This window comes from Microbacterium testaceum (genome assembly GCF_001476285.1).
Classification (GTDB): Bacteria; Actinomycetota; Actinomycetes; order Actinomycetales; family Microbacteriaceae; genus Microbacterium; species Microbacterium testaceum_B.
Genome location: NZ_LDRU01000086.1, coordinates 1 through 16,140, shown reverse-complemented (window position 1 = coordinate 16,140; position 16,140 = coordinate 1). Strand labels below are relative to the sequence as shown.

The window sequence follows — 16,140 nt, the reverse complement described above, 5'->3', positions numbered from 1 at the left end:
CGCGCCCGGGCTCGTCCAGGCGCTCGGGAGCGACGACCCCGGGCTCGCACGGCGCGGAAGGTGCCGATCGCCCGGCCCAAACCGTCCTGCTGCTCGAGCGCGAGGGCCGCCATCGCGACGACAGCCGTGACGACGCTTCGCGCTTCGTGGTCGAGGTCGTCCGCGGCGATGGCGAGAGCCCCGCGCAGGTTCCCCCCGCGCCCCAGCGTCTGGACGCTGACCGAGACATCGTCGACTCGCAGCGTCGAGGCCGCGCGGGTTCCGCGGCGGAGCATCGTCTCGACCTCGGCCGCGACGCCGTCGACGGCCGCGTCGGCGAGCGAGCCCGCCGGGTGCGCGGTGCGCAGGGCTCCGGCCGCATCGAAGAGCCCGACCCAGCAGTCGAGCTGCCGCGAGAGCTCGGCGAGGGTGGCCGAGAGCCCGTCGGGGCGAAGGGCGGCGAGAGAGACCGCGCGCTGGGCGGCGAGCGACCAGCTGCGGCGGGCGTACGCGTCGGCCGCGATCGCCTCAGCGCCGGCACGGGCCACCGCGATGAAGGGCGTGCGGTACGGCACCTCGAACAGGGGCATCCCCGCCGCCAGACACGCGTCGGTCAGGCCGGACGGGATGCCGTCACGCACGACCTCCGTTCCGAAGCCGAGGGCGCGCACGCCCCGCGCCCGCAGACGCCCCACGTAGGCGGCGTAATCGTCGTCGGAGGCGAACTGCGTCCCGGTCGTCAGGAGGACGAGACCCTCGCTGAGGAACGGCGTCGGATCGGCGAGGTCGCTCGAGTGCACCCACCGCACCGGGCGATCGACGCTCCCGGCGGGGAGCTCGGCCTCGTCCACGGCGAGACGCAGGTGCAGATCGCCGCGCGCGAGGAGGGCGCGCAGGCTCGGCGGCGAGACGGCGGAGTCGGGCATCGATGCTCCTGTACGAGACGTATATGGCAGTGCGAGTGACTGTACAGGGGGGAGAGTGCACCGCGTTGCGCGCCGTCCGTAGCATCGCCGCCATGAGCCTCGACACCCTCCCCACCGTCGGCGGTCCCTCGCTCGCCCAGGAGCGCCGCCTCGTCACCGCCATCCCCGGCCCCCGCTCGCAGGAGCTGCTCGACCGCAAGGCCGCCGCCGTGGCATCCGGGGTCGGGCACACCGTGCCCATCCACGCCGTCGCCGCGGGTGGGGGAGTCGTCGTCGACGCCGACGGCAACTCCCTGATCGACCTCGGCTCGGGCATCGCTGTCACGAGCGTCGGCAACGCGCACCCCGCCGTCGTGAAGGCCGTCCAGGACCAGGTCGCCGCCTTCACCCACACGTGCTTCATGGTCTCGCCCTACGACTCGTACGTCGCGGTCGCCGAGGCGCTCAACCGTCTCACCCCCGGTGACCACGCCAAGAAGAGCGCGCTGTTCAACTCGGGTGCCGAGGCCGTCGAGAACGCCGTGAAGATCGCGCGCAAGCACACCGGTCGTCAGGCGGTCGTCGCCTTCGACCACGCGTACCACGGCCGCACCAACCTGACGATGGCGCTGACCGCCAAGAACATGCCGTACAAGAGCGGCTTCGGCCCCTTCGCCGCCGAGGTCTACCGCGCGCCCCTGTCGTACCCCTTCCGCGACGGCCTCTCCGGCCCCGAGGCCGCCGCCAAGGCCATCAGCCTCATCGAGAAGCAGGTCGGCGCCGAGAACCTCGCCGCCGTCATCATCGAGCCCATCCAGGGCGAGGGCGGCTTCATCGTCCCGGCCGACGGCTTCCTCAACGCGATCGTCGACTGGTGCCGCGACAACGGCGTCGTCTTCATCGCCGACGAGGTCCAGTCCGGCTTCGCCCGCACGGGCGCGATGTTCGCCTCCGAGCTGTTCGGCATCGTCCCCGACCTCGTGACGACAGCCAAGGGCATCGCGGGCGGCCTTCCCCTCGCCGCCGTCACCGGCCGCGCCGAGATCATGGACGCCACCCACACGGGCGGACTCGGAGGAACCTACGGCGGCAACCCGATCGCGTGCGCCGCGGCTCTGGCATCCATCGACGCCTTCGAGAACGAGGGGCTCGTCGAGCGCGCCCGAGAGATCGGCACGCTCCTGAAGGCCCGCCTGCACGACCTGCAGGCGAAGGACCCGCGCGTCGGGGACGTCCGTGGACACGGCGCGATGATCGCGGCCGAGTTCGTCGACCCGGCGACCGGCGCGCCCGACGCTGCGCTCACCGCGGCCGTGGCCAAGGCCGCGATCGCCGAGGGCGTCATCGTGCTCACGTGCGGGACCTACGGGAACGTCATCCGGTTCCTCCCGCCGCTGTCGATCGGCGACGATCTGCTGAACGAGGGTCTCGACATCGTCGAGGCCGCCCTGGCCCGCAACTGACGAACGTCCCGGCGGCGGCGTCGACCCGACTCCGCCGCCGCCGGGGCCGGCGGGCCGTTCCGGCCGCCGTCGGCGCAACACACAGACGTGAACGAGAAGAGAGAAGAGCTCATGGACGAGATCACCCGTGACGTGGTCGTCATCGGAGCCGGTGCCGCCGGCCTCACCGCCGCGAACGACCTGCGCAAGGCCGGCCTCTCGGTCGCTGTCCTCGAAGCACGCGACCGCGTGGGCGGGCGCCTGTGGACCGACGTGATCGACGGCGCGATGCTCGAGCTGGGCGGTCAGTGGGTCTCGCCCGATCAGACGGCGCTCATCGACACGGTCGCCGACCTCGGGCTCGAGACCTACAGCCGCTACCGCGAGGGCGACAGCGTCTACGTGGGTCCGGACGGCGTGGCCAAGCGCTTCACGGGCGAGATGTTCCCCGTCGCTCCCGAGACCGAGCGCGTCATCGACGAGATCACCGCCCGCCTGGATGCCATGGTCGCCGAGATCGACCCGGACCGTCCGTGGGCGCACCCGAAGGCCGCCGAGTGGGACAAGATCTCGTGGGACGCGTGGCTCCGCGAGCAGACCGACGACGACGAAGCGGTGCGCAACCTCGCGTTCGCGACGGGATCGGCGATGCTGACCAAGCCCACGCACACCTTCTCGCTCCTTCAGTCGCTGTTGATGGCTTCGTCCGCGGGCTCGTACTCGCACCTCGTCGACGCCGACTTCATCCTCGACAAGCGCGTCACGGGCGGCCTGCAGCAGGTTCCCGAGCTGCTCGCCGAGCGCCTGGGTGACGACGTCTTCCTGAACCAGCCGGTGCGCCGGCTCGTCTGGGGCGCCGAGACCACGACGCCGGACCGCCCAGCGGACACGGCGACCGGTCGACGCGTCGACGACCTTCGCGCCCTGACCGCGCGCGTCGAAGCGGCGAAGTCCTCATCCGCCGGCGTCACGGCGATCGCCGACGGGATCACCGTCCGCGCGCGCTTCGCCGTCCTGGCGCTGGCTCCCGTCCTGTACTCGCGCATCTCGTTCGAGCCCCCGCTCCCGCGTCTTCAGCACCAGATGCACCAGCACATCTCGATGGGCTTCGTCATCAAGGTGCACGCGGTCTACGAGACGCCGTTCTGGCGCGACAAGGGCCTGTCGGGCACCGCCTTCAGCCCCTACGAGCTGTCGCACGAGGCGTACGACAACACCAATCACGGTGACGAGCGCGGCACCCTCGTGGGCTTCGTCTCCGACCAGAACGCCGACGACCTCTTCCGTCTGAGCGCCGAGGAGCGCAAGGAGAAGATCCTCGAGTCGCTGTCGCACTACTACGGGCCCGAGGCCAAGAACCCGATCGTCTACTACGAGAGCGACTGGGGCACCGAGGAGTGGACCCGCGGTGCGTACGCCGCGAGCTTCGACATGGGCGGCCTTCACCGGTACGGCGCCGACCTGCGCGAGCCCGTCGGCCCGATCCACCTCGCCTGCAGCGACATGGCCGGAGCCGGTTACCAGCACGTCGACGGCGCGATCCGCCAGGGACACCGCGCCGCCGACGAGATCCTCGACCGAGCCCGCGGATGAGCGCCGCGGTCGTCGTCGGGTACACCGCGACCGATACCGGGGCCGACGCCCTCGCCCTCGGCATCCGCCTCGCCCGCGCGATCGAGGCACCGCTCGAGGTCGCGCTGGTCCTGCCCGGCGACGCCCGCAGCGTCATCACCCCGCCGGACGCGGCCTACACCCGCCACATCCGCGAGCAGGCCGAGAGCTGGTTGAACGACGCGGCGCGTCGGATTCCGGATGCCGTGCCCCACCGCACCCGCATCCGTCACGCCGACTCGTTCGCCGAGGGTCTCGTGGCCTTCGCCGACGAGATCGGTGCCGGCTACATCGTGGTCGGCGCTGCGAACGGAGGACTCCGCGGCCGCCACCGTCTCGGGACCGTCGCGTCGGAACTGCTGCACTCCTCCGACGTCCCCGTCGTCCTCGCTCCCGAGGGGTCTCGCCTCATCGACCCGGCGCTCGGCATCAGCCGGGTCACCGCCGCGATCGGCAGCCGACCTGGAGCCGACGTGCTGCGCGACGAGAGCGTGCAGCTCGCGGCAGCGGCATCCGTTCCCCTCCGTCTTCTCTCGCTCGTGACCGTCGATCTGCCCGCGGGGCTCGAGACGGGCGCGATCCGCATCGCGGGTGCCGCGCACTCCGAGGAGGTGCTGGCGCAGGCTCGCGCCGAGCTTCCCGCCGACGTCGCCGCCGAGGTCGTCGTCGCCGACGGAGACAGCATCGAAGAGGCCGTGCGCGATCTCGCGTGGGATCCCGCCGAGCTCGCGATCGTCGGCTCCAGCCGGCTCGCCCAGCCGCGACGCCTCTTCCTCGGTTCGACCGCCGCGAAGATGCTGCACGAACTCCCCGTTCCTCTCGTCGTCGTGCCACGAAGCCGTGCCGACGTTCCCGTCCAGGAAGGACCGCGGCCATGACCGCACCCGCACCCGCCACCGGCAGTGAGGCCGGCGGTCTGTCGAAGAAGGGCCTGAGCGCCGGCACGATCGGCCTCATCGGCGCCGTCGTCATCGGCATCTCGTGCATCGCGCCCGCGTACACGTTCACCGCCGCGATCGGTCCGACCGTGGGTGCGGTGGGCGTCCAGGTGCCGGCGATCATCCTCGTCGGCTTCATCCCGATGCTTCTCGTCGCCTTCGGCTATCGCGAGCTGAACAACCGGATGCCGGACTCCGGCACGTCCTTCACCTGGGCCTCGCGGGCCTTCGGACCGTGGATCGGCTGGATGGCGGGATGGGGCCTCATCGCCGCCACGATCATCGTGCTGTCGAACCTCGCCGGCATCGCCGTCGACTTCCTGTTCCTGTTGATCTCGCAGCTCACCGGCCAGCCCGGCATCGCCGATCTGGCCTCGAACCTCGGCATCAACATCGTCGTGTGCCTGCTGTTCGTGCTCGGAGCCACCGTGGTGTCGTACCGCGACATGCAGACCACGCAGAAGCTGCAGTACGTCCTCGTGACCTTCCAGGTCCTCGTGCTCGTCGTCTTCGCGGTGGTGGCGATCACCCACGCCGTGCAGGGCAACGCCTTCGACGCGACGCCCTTCTCGTGGGAGTGGTTCAACCCGTTCGCGGTGTCGTCGTTCAGCGCCTTCGCGGCAGGGGTGTCGTTGTCGATCTTCATCTTCTGGGGGTGGGACGTGACGCTCACCATGAACGAGGAGACGAAGGACCCCGAGAAGACACCGGGGCGTGCGGCGACGATCACGGTGCTCACGATCGTGTCGCTGTACCTGCTGCTCGCGGTGTCGATGATCATGTTCGCCGGGATCGGCGACGGGGAATTCGGACTCGGCAACCCGTCCATCCAGGACAACGCCTTCTTCGCCCTGGCCGGCCCGATCCTCGGGCCCTTCGCGGCGTTCGTGTCGCTCGCGGTGCTGACCAGCTCGGCGTCGTCGCTGCAGTCCACCTTCGTCGGCCCGGCCCGCACGCTCCTCGCGATGGGGCACTACGGCGCCCTGCCCGAGCGGTTCGCCAAGGTTAGCCCCCGCTTCTTCACGCCGGGGTACGCCACGATCGTCTCGGCGATCGTCGCCGCCGGGTTCTACGCCGTCATGCGGGTGGTCAGCGTCAACGTGCTCAGCGACACGATCCTCACGCTCGGCATCATGATCTGCTTCTACTACGGGCTGACCGCGTTCGCGTGCGTCTGGTACTTCCGCAAGCAGTGGTTCGACTCGGTGCGCAACGTCTTCTTCACGCTGCTGTTCCCGCTCGTGGGCGGGGTGATCCTCGCCGTCATCTTCGTCACCACGCTGATCGACAGCATGAACCCCGAGTACGGCAGCGGTTCCGAGATCGGCGGCGTGGGACTCGTCTTCATCCTCGGAATGACCATCATCCTGCTGGGAGTGGCGATCATGGTCTGGCAACGTGTGCGCCGCCCGGCCTTCTTCCGGGGCGAGACCCTCTCGATCGACGCTCCCGCCAGCGCTCGCCGCGATCGCCGCGCCACCGCACGTCCCTGACCGACCACCCACCACGACAGAAACGGACCGACACCCATGAGCGATTACGCCGTCGTCAACCCGGCCACGGGCGAGACCCTCGCCGAGTACGACACCCTGTCCGACGCCGGAGTGGAAGCCGCCATCGCGTCGGCCCACGACGGGTTCCGCGTCTGGTCGCGGACCGCGCCCGCCGAGCGCGCCGAGGGACTGCGCCGCGTCGCCGAGCTGCACCGGGAGCGTCGCGACGACCTCGCCGCGATCATCGTGCGCGAGATGGGCAAGCCCCTCGAAGCCGCGCTCGGTGAGGTCGACTTCGCCGCGGACATCACGGAGTACTACGCCGACAACATCGACAGGATCACCGGCGACACCCCGATCGACATCCTCGGCGAGGGCACCGCGGTCATCCGCCGGGCGGGACTCGGGGTGCTCCTCGGCATCATGCCGTGGAACTTCCCGTACTACCAGGTGGCCCGCTTCGCCGCTCCGAACCTCGCGGTGGGCAACACCATCCTCCTCAAGCACGCGCCCCAGTGCCCCGAGTCGGCCGAGGCCCTCCAGCTGATCTACCGCGACGCGGGGCTCCCCGAGGGGGCGTACGTCAACGTCCGTGTGACCAACGACCAGGCGGCGACCATCATCGCCGACCGCCGTGTCCAGGGCGTGTCGGTCACCGGTTCCGAGCGGGCCGGGTCCGCGGTCGCCGAGATCGCCGGCCGCCACCTCAAGAAGGTCGCGCTCGAGCTCGGCGGCTCCGACCCCTTCATCCTCCTGTCCACCGACGATCTGGATGCCGCGGTCCAGGCCGCCGTGGATGCGCGTCTCGACAACGTGGGCCAGTCCTGCAACGGCGCCAAACGCTTCATCGTCGTCGACGACCTCTACGACGCGTTCCTCGAGAAGTTCACCGCCGCCCTCGGTGAGGCGAAGGTCGGCGACCCGTTCGCCGAGGACACGGTTCTCGGCCCGCTGTCGTCGCTCGCCGCCGCGGAGCGCCTCGATGAGCAGGTGCAGCGCGCGGTCGCCCAGGGCGCGAAGATCGAGGTCGGCGGCACGCGCGACGGCGCCTTCTACCCGGGCACGGTCCTCACCGGCGTCACGAGCGACATGGACGCGTACGGCGAGGAGTTCTTCGGCCCGGTCGGCACGGTCTACCGCGTCTCGGGCGAAGACGAGGCGGTCGCCCTCGCCAACGACACGAGTTTCGGTCTCGGCTCCTACGTGTTCACGACGGATGCCGATCAGGCGGAGCGCGTCGCCGACCGACTCGAGGCGGGCATGGTCTACGTCAACCTCGTGCTCGCCGACTCCCCGGAGCTCCCGTTCGGCGGAGTGAAGCGCAGTGGGACCTCGCGGGAGCTGGGCCTGCTGGCGGCTGACGAGTTCGTCAACAAGAAGCTCATCCGCACGGCCTGACGCCGACGAGAAGACGGCGGCATCCTTTCTGGATGCCGCCGTCTTCGCGTTTTTCGCGGGGCGTCAAGCGGGCAGGGTGCTCCGGACCTCCGCGGCCTCCCCGTGGCGGCCGAGGCCCTCGAGCGCGTCCCCGAGGTCGATCGCCACCGCCTGGCGCAGCTGCTCCTCGTCGGCCGCATGCTCGAGCGCCGAACGCAGGACCGCGACGGCTTCCTCGGTGCGCTCGGCGCCGAGGAGGATGCGCGCGGCGACGAATTCGGAACCGCCCGCCTGCGGGACGCCCCCGACCGAGAGGAACCCGTCGGCCGCCTGCAGCGCGCAGGCCACCGCTTCGTCGACCCGACCCGCGTTCGCGAGGAACCGGGCGCGCGTGTCGAGCAGATCGGCGACGAGCCACGGAGCGTCGTCCGCGCGACCGATCTCGATCGCTTCGTCGAGGGGCGTGAGAGCGTCGTCGTCGCCCCGGTACGCCTTGACCTGGGCGAGAGAGTGCAGCGCGTCCGCGAGCATCCCGCGGTTCTCCGGGTCGGTTCGCGCGACCTCGACGGCCGTGGTCAGGGTGTCGACCGACTCGTCCGTCTCGCCGAGGCGTCCGAGCAGTTGGGCCCACGCGACGAGTGCCGAGGCGCGACGAGCGGGTTCGTCCGCTTCTTCGTGCAGGTCGGCGGTGATTTCCCAGGCGCGCAGCGCGTTCCCCCACTCCTCGGCGTGCTCGAACGCGCGAGCGAGCAGACCGACCGTGATCGCGCGCGACCCGGGAGCCTCGCCGGCCGCCGTCTCGTCCTGCAGGACCTCGTCGATCACCTCCACGGCCTCGTGCGCGGCGCCCGTCGCGAGGAGTGCGCGGCCGAGCCCGTACCGCAAGGCGACCGTCGACTCGCCGGCGGCCTCGAGGCGCTGCACCGCGACGCGGTAGCTCGCGACGGCGCGCTCGTTCTGGCCGGCGCGCTCCGCGAACTGAGCGCCCAGAGACAGGGCGGTCGCGACCACCTGCCCGTCGGCGTCCCACGTGAGGAGGAGTCGAGCTGCCTCGTCGGCGTCGTCGGCTCCGCGGGAGGGGTCCCCCAGGGACTCTCGGAGCACCGCCCGGTCGGTCAGGACGTGGACTCGCCGTCCGACCTCCAGTCGGTCATCCGCGAGGAGTTCGTCGAGCACCGCGATCGCGTCCGCGGGCGCCTGCTTCTCGCGATGGATGTCGGCTTCCGTGTGGGCGAGCGCGTGGACACGATCGATGTCGCCCACCCGTGCGTGGAGCTCGCGTGCCTCGCGGACCGTGCGGAGGGCCTCATCGAGACGGCCGGCGACCATGTGCCCGTACGTCACGATCGTCAGGAGTTGACCTCGCACCCCCGCCGGAGCATCCGGGTGCTCCTCGAGTGCGCGGGAGGCGAACACGTCGTCCTTCCCGAAGAGGGCGGGCCCGAGCTTCTCCTCGAGGTCGGCTCGCGCCTCGTCGCCGACGGCGCGCAGCGCGTCCACCCGTGCGGCGAGCACCTGCGCGGCGTCGTCGAGGCGTTCCTCCGCGAGCAGGCCGCGCAGCAGCTGGAAGGTCAGGGGCAGGCGGTCGGCAGCGTCGGCGTCGTCGAGCACGTCGGCGATCGCGTCGATCGACGAGGCGGTGCCGAGAGCCCCGAGCATGCGCGCGCGCACACGCCTCTCCGCGGGCGTCCATTCGCGAGGCGCCGACACCGGTGCCGCGAAACCCCCGGACGACAGCGGGACGTCGTAGTGCTCGTCGGCCAGAGCGCGCGTGCGCTCGAGGCGCCGCGCGTGCGCGTCGGTCCCGTTGCGTTCGTCGAAGGCCCGCGCGATCTCCTCGGCCCGAGCCCAGCAGAGAACGGCGAGATCGGATGCCGTCAGCTCCGCGTCGCGCGAACCGAACAGCGGCGCGAGCTCCGCGGCATCCGATCCCCGCACCGGAGTGTCGCCGTGGCCCGAGCGGGTCACGGCATCCAGGGCCAGGCCGAAGGCGGCCAGGGCCTCCTGGTGAGCCTCCGCGTTGAGACCGTCGTGGGTGAGCCAGCGCAGATGCTTCTCGATCAGGCTGAGAGCGCGCGCTTCGTTGCCGGTCACGGTGCAGAAGACCACGTGGTCGGCGATGATCGTGAGGTTGTCGGGGTTGTCGCGCGCGAGGCGGTAGCTGCGCGAATGGAAGGAACGGGCCTCGTCGAATCGTCCGGCGCGCAGCAGCGGGAGCAGCACGAGAGCGAGGGCGCGCTCGGGCTCCTCGCCGCAGGTGAATCCGCCCTCCACCATCTCCTCGACGAGGCGGATCGACTCGTCTTCGCGCCCGATCTCGGCGAAGAAACCGGCGAACTGGCTGCGCACACACGCGTCGCAGTGGCTGTAGTCGTCGCGCGGGGTGGCCTCCAGGCGCTCGCGCAGGATGGCGGCTTCCTCGATGCGTCCCGCGGCCCACGCGTCTTCGAAGCGGGCCATGAGCGCGCCGCTCAGGCCGACGCCGGCTCGGCGGTAGTGCTGCTCCATGTCGTCGAGCACCGCTTCGATCTGCTCGCTCGCGAACTCCGGCGAACCGCGCAGCGCGCCCGCCATCCACTTGTACTGCCACAGCAGGTCGCCCGCGGGCTCGAGCTCCGCGGGGAACCGCTCGGGGTCGGACTCGTGCTGCGCCAGGCACCAGGCGAACGAGGTCAGCATGAGGTCGGTGTCGCCGATCATGTTGGCGCTCGAGGTCTGCCGGAGGCGCGCTTCGTACTCCAGCCGGGTGTCCCCGCTCTCCTGCGCTCGCGCGACCGCCTCGGCGACGAGAGCCCTCTCTTCCGGTCCCCAGGGCGTCCGGTCGATCTCGTCGAACAGGGCGCGGATGCTTTCGGCGGCGGCGGTCATGCGGATCCTTCCGGAGAGATGCGAGGTGAGACGGTCGGGCCGTCGTCGCCGGGCTGCGGCGCCGCGGCGGGCGTGAGGGACGGCGAGGTGGCGAGATCGACGAGGTCGGCGAGAGCCGACGACATCAACGCGCGATCCGCGGTGCCGAGGGGATGATGCCCGGCGAGCAGCGCCTGCACGTACAGCACCTGCACGCCGGCGCTGAACGCCCGGCCCTCGGGAGCGTGCGCGAGACGCTGCACGGTCGGGTTGGTCCAGTTCAGGCACAGGCGCGACGACGGCGCGGCCTGCGTCTCGTCTCGCCCGCGCGTGCCGGCGCGCTCGGCCCGATCGAGGACGCCCGCCCACAGCGCCCCGCCCGCGCTGCGGGCACGGCCGCGATCGAGCGCGCGCAACACCTCGGGGTCGGCGACGAAGAGCGCGGCGGCCTCGGGCCGCTCGAAGGAACGCACGACGACCTCCACGGTCGCGAGAGCGTCTCGCGCGCGGCTCTCGAGCGAGACCACGGCGGCTCGCTGGTCCAGCGGCGGGGGAGCGAGCCGGTCGATCTCGTCGGCCACGTCGACGGCTTCGACACGCACGTCGGGGAACACCTCGGGAAGCAGCCGGACCAGCTCGTCGTCGTAAAGGTAGCCGCCGTTCACGAGCGTCGTTCCGGTGGGCGCGACGCTCACGACCTGCCGGAACGCCTCGACCGTCTCCGCGTAGCGGACGGGGGAGGAACGCCGCACGAGGTCGTCGATCCGCAGTCGTCCGACGTTCGTCTCGACCGACAGCCACGGCACGATGAAGCGCGCCAGCTCGTCGTCGTGACGCACGAGCGATTTCAGGGCCACCTCGTGCACGCCGACGAACTGCGCCAGACGCAGGGGATCGCTCAGCGCGAGGTCGAGGATCCACCGACGCACGGCATCCCCCAGCTCGGTCCGGGTCTGCTCGAGTGCGTCGTCGTCGACGAGCGCCTCGCGGCTCGCGGTGGGGTGAAGGCCCGCCGAATCGACGACGGCCCGCACGAAGAACGCCCAGTCCGGCAGCAGATCCTCGGCCCTCTCGGTGAGCAGCATGCGCTGGAGGTAGACGCGTGTGCTCTGGCGGGCGGTGGATGCCGGGGCGAACGGCAGCACGAACGCCAAGCCGCGCGTCTGCGTGGCGGGCACCGACAGGGGGATGACCGCGAGCGGCTCGGCGCCGAGGAGCTCCCGGCCGTATGCCGCCTGTTCCTCGCGGTCGTCGCCGAGGAACGGGGGAGGCGCCGTGACGGTCGTCTCGCCGCCCGACGGGAGGTCGACGCTCACCGTCACGGGAAGATAGCGGCCGAACGTCTCGGCGAGCTCGACGATGGTCGCCGTGCTCAGCAGCGAGCGGCTGTCGCCGCGCGGTCGCAGGTGCACGCTCGTTCCCACGGGGATGTCATCGGCGCCGGGGCCGACCTCGAAGGTGCCGTCGGCGTGACCGACCCACTCGACCGGGTCGGTGCCGTGCGCGCTGCGCGAACGGATCACGATGTCATCGCACACCATGAAGCACGACAGCATCCCGATGCCGAACTGCCCGAGGAAGTCGGAGCGCGGCAGGTCGAACATGTCGCGCTTGGAACTGCGGCCGACGGTCGCGAGCAGATCCGCCACGTCGTCGGGGGTCAGACCGACCCCGTCGTCGCGCAGGACGAATTCTTCGGATGCCGCGCTGACCGGCGTGATGCGGACGCGCCCGCCCGCGCCGTCGACCTCTCGGCGTGCGGCGATCGCGTCGACGGCGTTCTGCAGGAGCTCTCGGAGGAACACGCGGGGACCCGAATAGATGTGGCGGCTCAACAGGTCGATCACGCCGCGCAGGTCGACCTGGAACTGCTGGGCGGGGGGCTGTGAGCTCATCCGTGGTCCTCGATCCTCACCGGTCGCCGCAGTGTCGGGGGCCAGAATGGCGACCATCCTCCAGCCTATCCAGAGGCCCTCTGCGCGGCACGGCGGGGTGGGGGAGTTCGTCGGCGGTGCGCCCGATGCCGTACACTTGCAGTGCAGTCGAAATCTGCATTCTTTCGCCGTGCCTCGCGCACAGGCGGCATCCCTCCCCGAGAGATCCGTGGCGAAGGCGTGCCGGGTTTCGAATCCTGGATCCATCCGGATCTTAGGGCGGTAGCTCAATTGGCAGAGCAGCGGTCTCCAAAACCGCAGGTTGCAGGTTCGATTCCTGTCCGCCCTGCGCACAGCACACGCTGGCAACGAATAGCGACCTAGGTGGTTCGATGACGCAGGACGAGGCGAAGGGCGAGGTCGTCGCTGACCGCGGCGCGCCCCGCGAGAAGAAGCTCAACTTCTTCGCGCGGATCGCTCTTTTCATCCGTCAGGTCTTCACGGAGCTGCGCAAGGTCGTCACGCCCACGCGGCAGGAGCTGATCAAGTTCACCCTCGTGGTCCTCGGGTTCGTCGTCGTGATGATGGCGCTCGTGTACGGCCTCGACCTGCTGTTCGTGTGGCTGACCAGCGCCGTCTTCGGCGTCCCGAGCACCGCCGGCGCCTGACCGGCGCTACGGCGACGAGCGGCCCCACGAGCGGTCGCACTTCAACGGAAGAGATCATCAGTGTCTGAAAGATATGTCGACGACGCCGATTGGGCGACGGCTGCCGAGCAGTCCAGCGAAGACGACGAAGCCCAGGAGGGCAACGTGCTCGCCTCGCAGGAGCACGCCTCCGACGCGGCTGAGCACACCGCCGTCCACGTCGTGGACGACGCCGACGACGCGGATGCCGACGACGATCTCGACGACATCGACATCACCGACCCGGAGGCTGACGCGATCGTGAACGACGCTCTCGAGATCGACGAGACCAGCGAGGCCGAGGCCGCCGCCGAGGTCCTGAACGACGCCCTCGCCGAGGAGCAGGCCGAAGAGGCCGCCGAAGCCGCCGACGAGGTCACCCCCTACGACGGTCCCGACATCAACGGCGAGCCCGACGCGCCGGTCCTCGACGACGAGTTCGTCGACGAGGTGCGGGCCGCTGCCGGCGTGGTCGACGAGGTCGAGGCATCCGAGTCCCCCGCCGACGCGGCGACCGACGTCGACGAGATCGACGAAGACGCCGACCCCTACGAGGCGTTCCGCGCCGAGCTGCGTTCGCTTCCCGGCAAGTGGTACGTCATCCACTCCTACGCCGGCTTCGAGCGCAAGGTGAAGGCCAACATCGAGCAGCGCAAGTCGACGCTCGAGGTCGAGGACGACATCTACCAGGTCGAGGTCCCCATGGAGGACGTCGTCGAGATCAAGAACGGCCAGCGCAAGATGGTCAACCGCGTGCGCATCCCCGGCTACGTGCTGGTGCGCATGGACCTCAACGAAGACACCTGGTCGGTCGTCCGCCACACCCCCGGTGTCACCGGCTTCGTGGGCAACGCCCACAACCCGACGCCGCTGCGTTTCGAAGAGGCCTTCAACATGCTGAAGAGCCTCGTCGAGGTCAAGGAAGCCGCGCCGGCCAAGGCGGGTGCCGCCAAGGGCGCTCCGGTCGCGACGCGCTCCATCCCGGCCGAGGTCGACTTCGAGACCGGCGAGACCATCACGATCAAGGAAGGCTCGTTCGCGGGCCTGCCCGGCACGATCAGCGAGATCAAGCCCGAGAGCGGCAAGCTCACGGTGCTCGTGTCGCTCTTCGAGCGTGAGACCCCGGTCGAGCTGTCGTTCGACCAGGTCACCAAGATGATCTGACGCCCCGCGCGTCCTCGCGAACGCCCCGTCCGGCCCCGCCGGCGGGGCGTTCGCCGTTCCCCGCGGCTCGTCCCGCGGCGGACGTGTGCGCGGCCTCGCTGCGTGAGGGCTCCCGCACGCGCTGCCTCCGCCGGGGCTCCTGCACGCGCGGCCGCTGTGTGGGCCACGCATAAACGCGATCCACTCGCATAAACGCGCTCTGCACGTGTTTCTGTGCGCGAACGGCGTTTATGGGCGCACCCCCGCGCTGCGCGCCGTGCTCGCCGTCCCGGCTCGCATAAACGCGATCCGCTCGCATAAACGCGCTGTGCACGTGTTTTTGTGAGCGAACGGCGTTTATGCGCGGCTGCCGCCCGTATGGCGGCGCCGCCGGGTCCCCGGCGCACGGTCGCACGCCCACGGACGCGTCGCTTGCTGCGCGCCGTGCTCGCCGCCCCGCCGTTCCGCCGCACATAAACGCGATCCACTCGCATAAACGCGCTGTGCACGTGTTTCTGTGCGCGAACGGCGTTTATGCGCGATTGGCGCCCGCGTGGCGGAGCCGCCGGGACCCGGCGCACGGGCGCACCCCGCGGACGAGTCGCTCGCTGCGCGCCGTGCTCGCCGCCCCGCCGTTCCGCCGCACATAAACGCGATCCACTCGCAGAAACGCGCTGTGCACGTGTTTCTGTGCGCGAACGGCGTTTATGCGCGGCTGCCCCAGTCGGCCGGGGCTTCGCTTCTGCACGTCTCGGTGCGCAACGGACCGCGCTGCACGCCGAGGCTCAGGTCGAGCGCGGATTCCGACCCACGGCCGAAAGGGCTGCGAGGTCGGGGCGTCGCACCGGACGCAACCCGGCTGCGAGCAGCGCATCGCGCAGGGCGTCGACCCCGAGAGCGCCCGCGTAGTCCCAGCGTGCGACGCGCCACCCCTGTCGGCGAAGAGCGTCTTCGCGCTGTTTCTCCGCGCGCAGCGCTTCAGCAGCCGCAGCGGGATCATGCAGGCCGTATTTCGACCACCCGTCGCTCTCGCCGATCACTCGATGTTCCGGCCAGCAGAAGTCCGACCTGTACGTGCGCCCCTCGACTTGATGCTCCGTCTGAAGCGCCGGAGCGGGGAACCCGCACCACTCGATGACAGCTCGACTGATCGACTCGCCCGGCGACTCGGCCATCGGCACGGCGCGCGTCAGCGCCCACTGCGCCCGGCGCACTCCGAACGTGTTGCTCTGTTCGAGCAGACGTTCCAGGAACTGTTCGGCGTCCAGGCCGAACGTCCGTGACGCCGCATCCGCGACCGCCAGCCCGAGCGCCGGGGGGAGAGCGCGGGCGAGGTCGACGACGACGTTCGGGATGGTCGTGATCCGGATGCCGGCCACCTCGCACGTCGATCGCGGATCGGCGCTCGTGTGCACGGTGACGTCGCCGTAAGACACCGACCGCGCGCGACGTCCGTCGAAGATGTGGATCATGCGCGGCTCCCCGAACACCGGCAGTCCGACCAGCGCCGCTGCGGACTCGTGCGAGAACACCGCATCTCTTCGTGCCACGGCGAACGCGTGGACTCGTGCCAGGTAACGCTCCCACGGTGCGAGGCCGTCCCACGCGGTACGAACGGTGTACACACCCGAGCGGACGCGCAGCAGCGACTCGTCGCGCCAGAGTGGCGGTCCGGATCGCGGCGCACCCGAGGCCACGATCAGCGGTGCGGGCGAGGCGCGGAGCGCCCGGGGTGCGGTGTCCATTCCGCGAGGGTGCCACGTTCTCGCGCGCCGCTCGGGACGCCTGTGGATAACCACCGGCGCGGTCGCCGCATAAACGCGATCCGCGCGCAGAAACACGTGC

11 protein-coding genes and 1 tRNA gene are annotated in these 16,140 nt (G+C 70.7%); 8 read left to right on the top strand and 4 right to left on the bottom strand.

Features of this window, described 5'->3' with window-relative positions; all coding sequences use genetic code 11:
* On the bottom strand, positions 1-905 hold a 905-nt coding region (locus NS283_RS14505; protein WP_193752694.1), incomplete at its 3' end, for a PucR family transcriptional regulator ligand-binding domain-containing protein.
* A gap of 92 nt (positions 906-997) precedes the next feature.
* On the opposite strand from NS283_RS14505, the gene gabT reads away from it, so the two are divergent.
* The 5 genes from gabT to NS283_RS14480 all read left to right on the top strand — a co-directional run bounded on the left by gabT (position 998) and on the right by NS283_RS14480 (position 7,766).
* Positions 998-2,347: a 4-aminobutyrate--2-oxoglutarate transaminase gene (gene gabT, locus NS283_RS14500; protein WP_153003383.1), complete on the top strand. Its 1,350-nt coding sequence runs from the start codon at positions 998-1,000 to the stop codon at positions 2,345-2,347.
* Between the two features lie 111 nt (positions 2,348-2,458).
* Positions 2,459-3,919, top strand: coding sequence for a flavin monoamine oxidase family protein (locus NS283_RS14495; RefSeq protein WP_058597568.1), 1,461 nt, complete (start codon positions 2,459-2,461; stop codon positions 3,917-3,919).
* Positions 3,916-4,815, top strand: a complete 900-nt coding sequence (locus tag NS283_RS14490; protein WP_058597567.1) for a universal stress protein — start codon at positions 3,916-3,918, stop codon at positions 4,813-4,815. The genes NS283_RS14495 and NS283_RS14490 overlap by 4 nt, the downstream gene beginning before the upstream one ends.
* Entirely contained in the window at positions 4,812-6,368 is a 1,557-nt protein-coding gene (locus NS283_RS14485; protein WP_058597566.1) for an APC family permease, read from the top strand. Before NS283_RS14490 ends, NS283_RS14485 begins: the two co-directional genes overlap by 4 nt.
* A gap of 36 nt (positions 6,369-6,404) precedes the next feature.
* Positions 6,405-7,766, top strand: coding sequence for an NAD-dependent succinate-semialdehyde dehydrogenase (locus NS283_RS14480; protein ID WP_058597565.1), 1,362 nt, complete (start codon positions 6,405-6,407; stop codon positions 7,764-7,766).
* A gap of 63 nt (positions 7,767-7,829) precedes the next feature.
* Here NS283_RS14480 and NS283_RS14475 read toward each other — a convergent pair whose 3' ends face one another.
* Together NS283_RS14475 and NS283_RS14470 are read right to left on the bottom strand one after the other, a co-directional pair.
* On the bottom strand, positions 7,830-10,613 hold the full coding sequence (locus NS283_RS14475) for a hypothetical protein (protein ID WP_058597564.1): 2,784 nt from the start codon (positions 10,611-10,613) through the stop codon (positions 7,830-7,832).
* Entirely contained in the window at positions 10,610-12,487 is a 1,878-nt protein-coding gene (locus NS283_RS14470) for an HSP90 family protein (RefSeq protein ID WP_193752693.1), read from the bottom strand. The genes NS283_RS14475 and NS283_RS14470 overlap by 4 nt, the downstream gene beginning before the upstream one ends.
* Before the next feature lie 255 nt (positions 12,488-12,742).
* Here NS283_RS14470 and NS283_RS14465 point away from each other — a divergent pair.
* The 3 genes from NS283_RS14465 (at position 12,743) to nusG (ending at position 14,316) form a co-directional block, all read left to right on the top strand.
* Positions 12,743-12,815, top strand: a tRNA-Trp gene (locus NS283_RS14465).
* A gap of 43 nt (positions 12,816-12,858) precedes the next feature.
* Positions 12,859-13,134 carry a preprotein translocase subunit SecE gene (gene secE, locus NS283_RS14460; protein ID WP_058597563.1) on the top strand — a complete coding sequence of 92 codons (276 nt, stop codon included), beginning with the start codon at positions 12,859-12,861 and terminating at the stop codon, positions 13,132-13,134.
* Positions 13,135-13,194: 60 nt separating this feature from the next.
* On the top strand, positions 13,195-14,316 hold the full coding sequence (gene nusG / locus NS283_RS14455) for a transcription termination/antitermination protein NusG (protein WP_058597562.1): 1,122 nt from the start codon (positions 13,195-13,197) through the stop codon (positions 14,314-14,316).
* Between the two features lie 764 nt (positions 14,317-15,080).
* On the opposite strand, the gene NS283_RS14450 is transcribed toward nusG, so the two are convergent.
* Positions 15,081-16,040 carry a hypothetical protein gene (locus NS283_RS14450; RefSeq protein WP_058597561.1) on the bottom strand — a complete coding sequence of 320 codons (960 nt, stop codon included), beginning with the start codon at positions 16,038-16,040 and terminating at the stop codon, positions 15,081-15,083.
* Between the last annotated feature and the right edge of the window lie 100 nt (positions 16,041-16,140).

Bases quoted from the DNA above. Each gene is read 5' to 3' on its own strand.
- gabT (WP_153003383.1), top strand. From the start codon at position 998: ATGAGCCTCGACACCCTCCCCACCGTCGGCGGTCCCTCGCTCGCCCAG.
- NS283_RS14495 (WP_058597568.1), top strand. From the start codon at position 2,459: ATGGACGAGATCACCCGTGACGTGGTCGTCATCGGAGCCGGTGCCGCC.
- NS283_RS14490 (WP_058597567.1), top strand. From the start codon at position 3,916: ATGAGCGCCGCGGTCGTCGTCGGGTACACCGCGACCGATACCGGGGCC.
- NS283_RS14485 (WP_058597566.1), top strand. From the start codon at position 4,812: ATGACCGCACCCGCACCCGCCACCGGCAGTGAGGCCGGCGGTCTGTCG.
- NS283_RS14480 (WP_058597565.1), top strand. From the start codon at position 6,405: ATGAGCGATTACGCCGTCGTCAACCCGGCCACGGGCGAGACCCTCGCC.
- NS283_RS14475 (WP_058597564.1), bottom strand. From the start codon at position 10,613: ATGACCGCCGCCGCCGAAAGCATCCGCGCCCTGTTCGACGAGATCGAC.
- NS283_RS14470 (WP_193752693.1), bottom strand. From the start codon at position 12,487: ATGAGCTCACAGCCCCCCGCCCAGCAGTTCCAGGTCGACCTGCGCGGC.
- secE (WP_058597563.1), top strand. From the start codon at position 12,859: ATGACGCAGGACGAGGCGAAGGGCGAGGTCGTCGCTGACCGCGGCGCG.
- NS283_RS14450 (WP_058597561.1), bottom strand. From the start codon at position 16,040: ATGGACACCGCACCCCGGGCGCTCCGCGCCTCGCCCGCACCGCTGATC.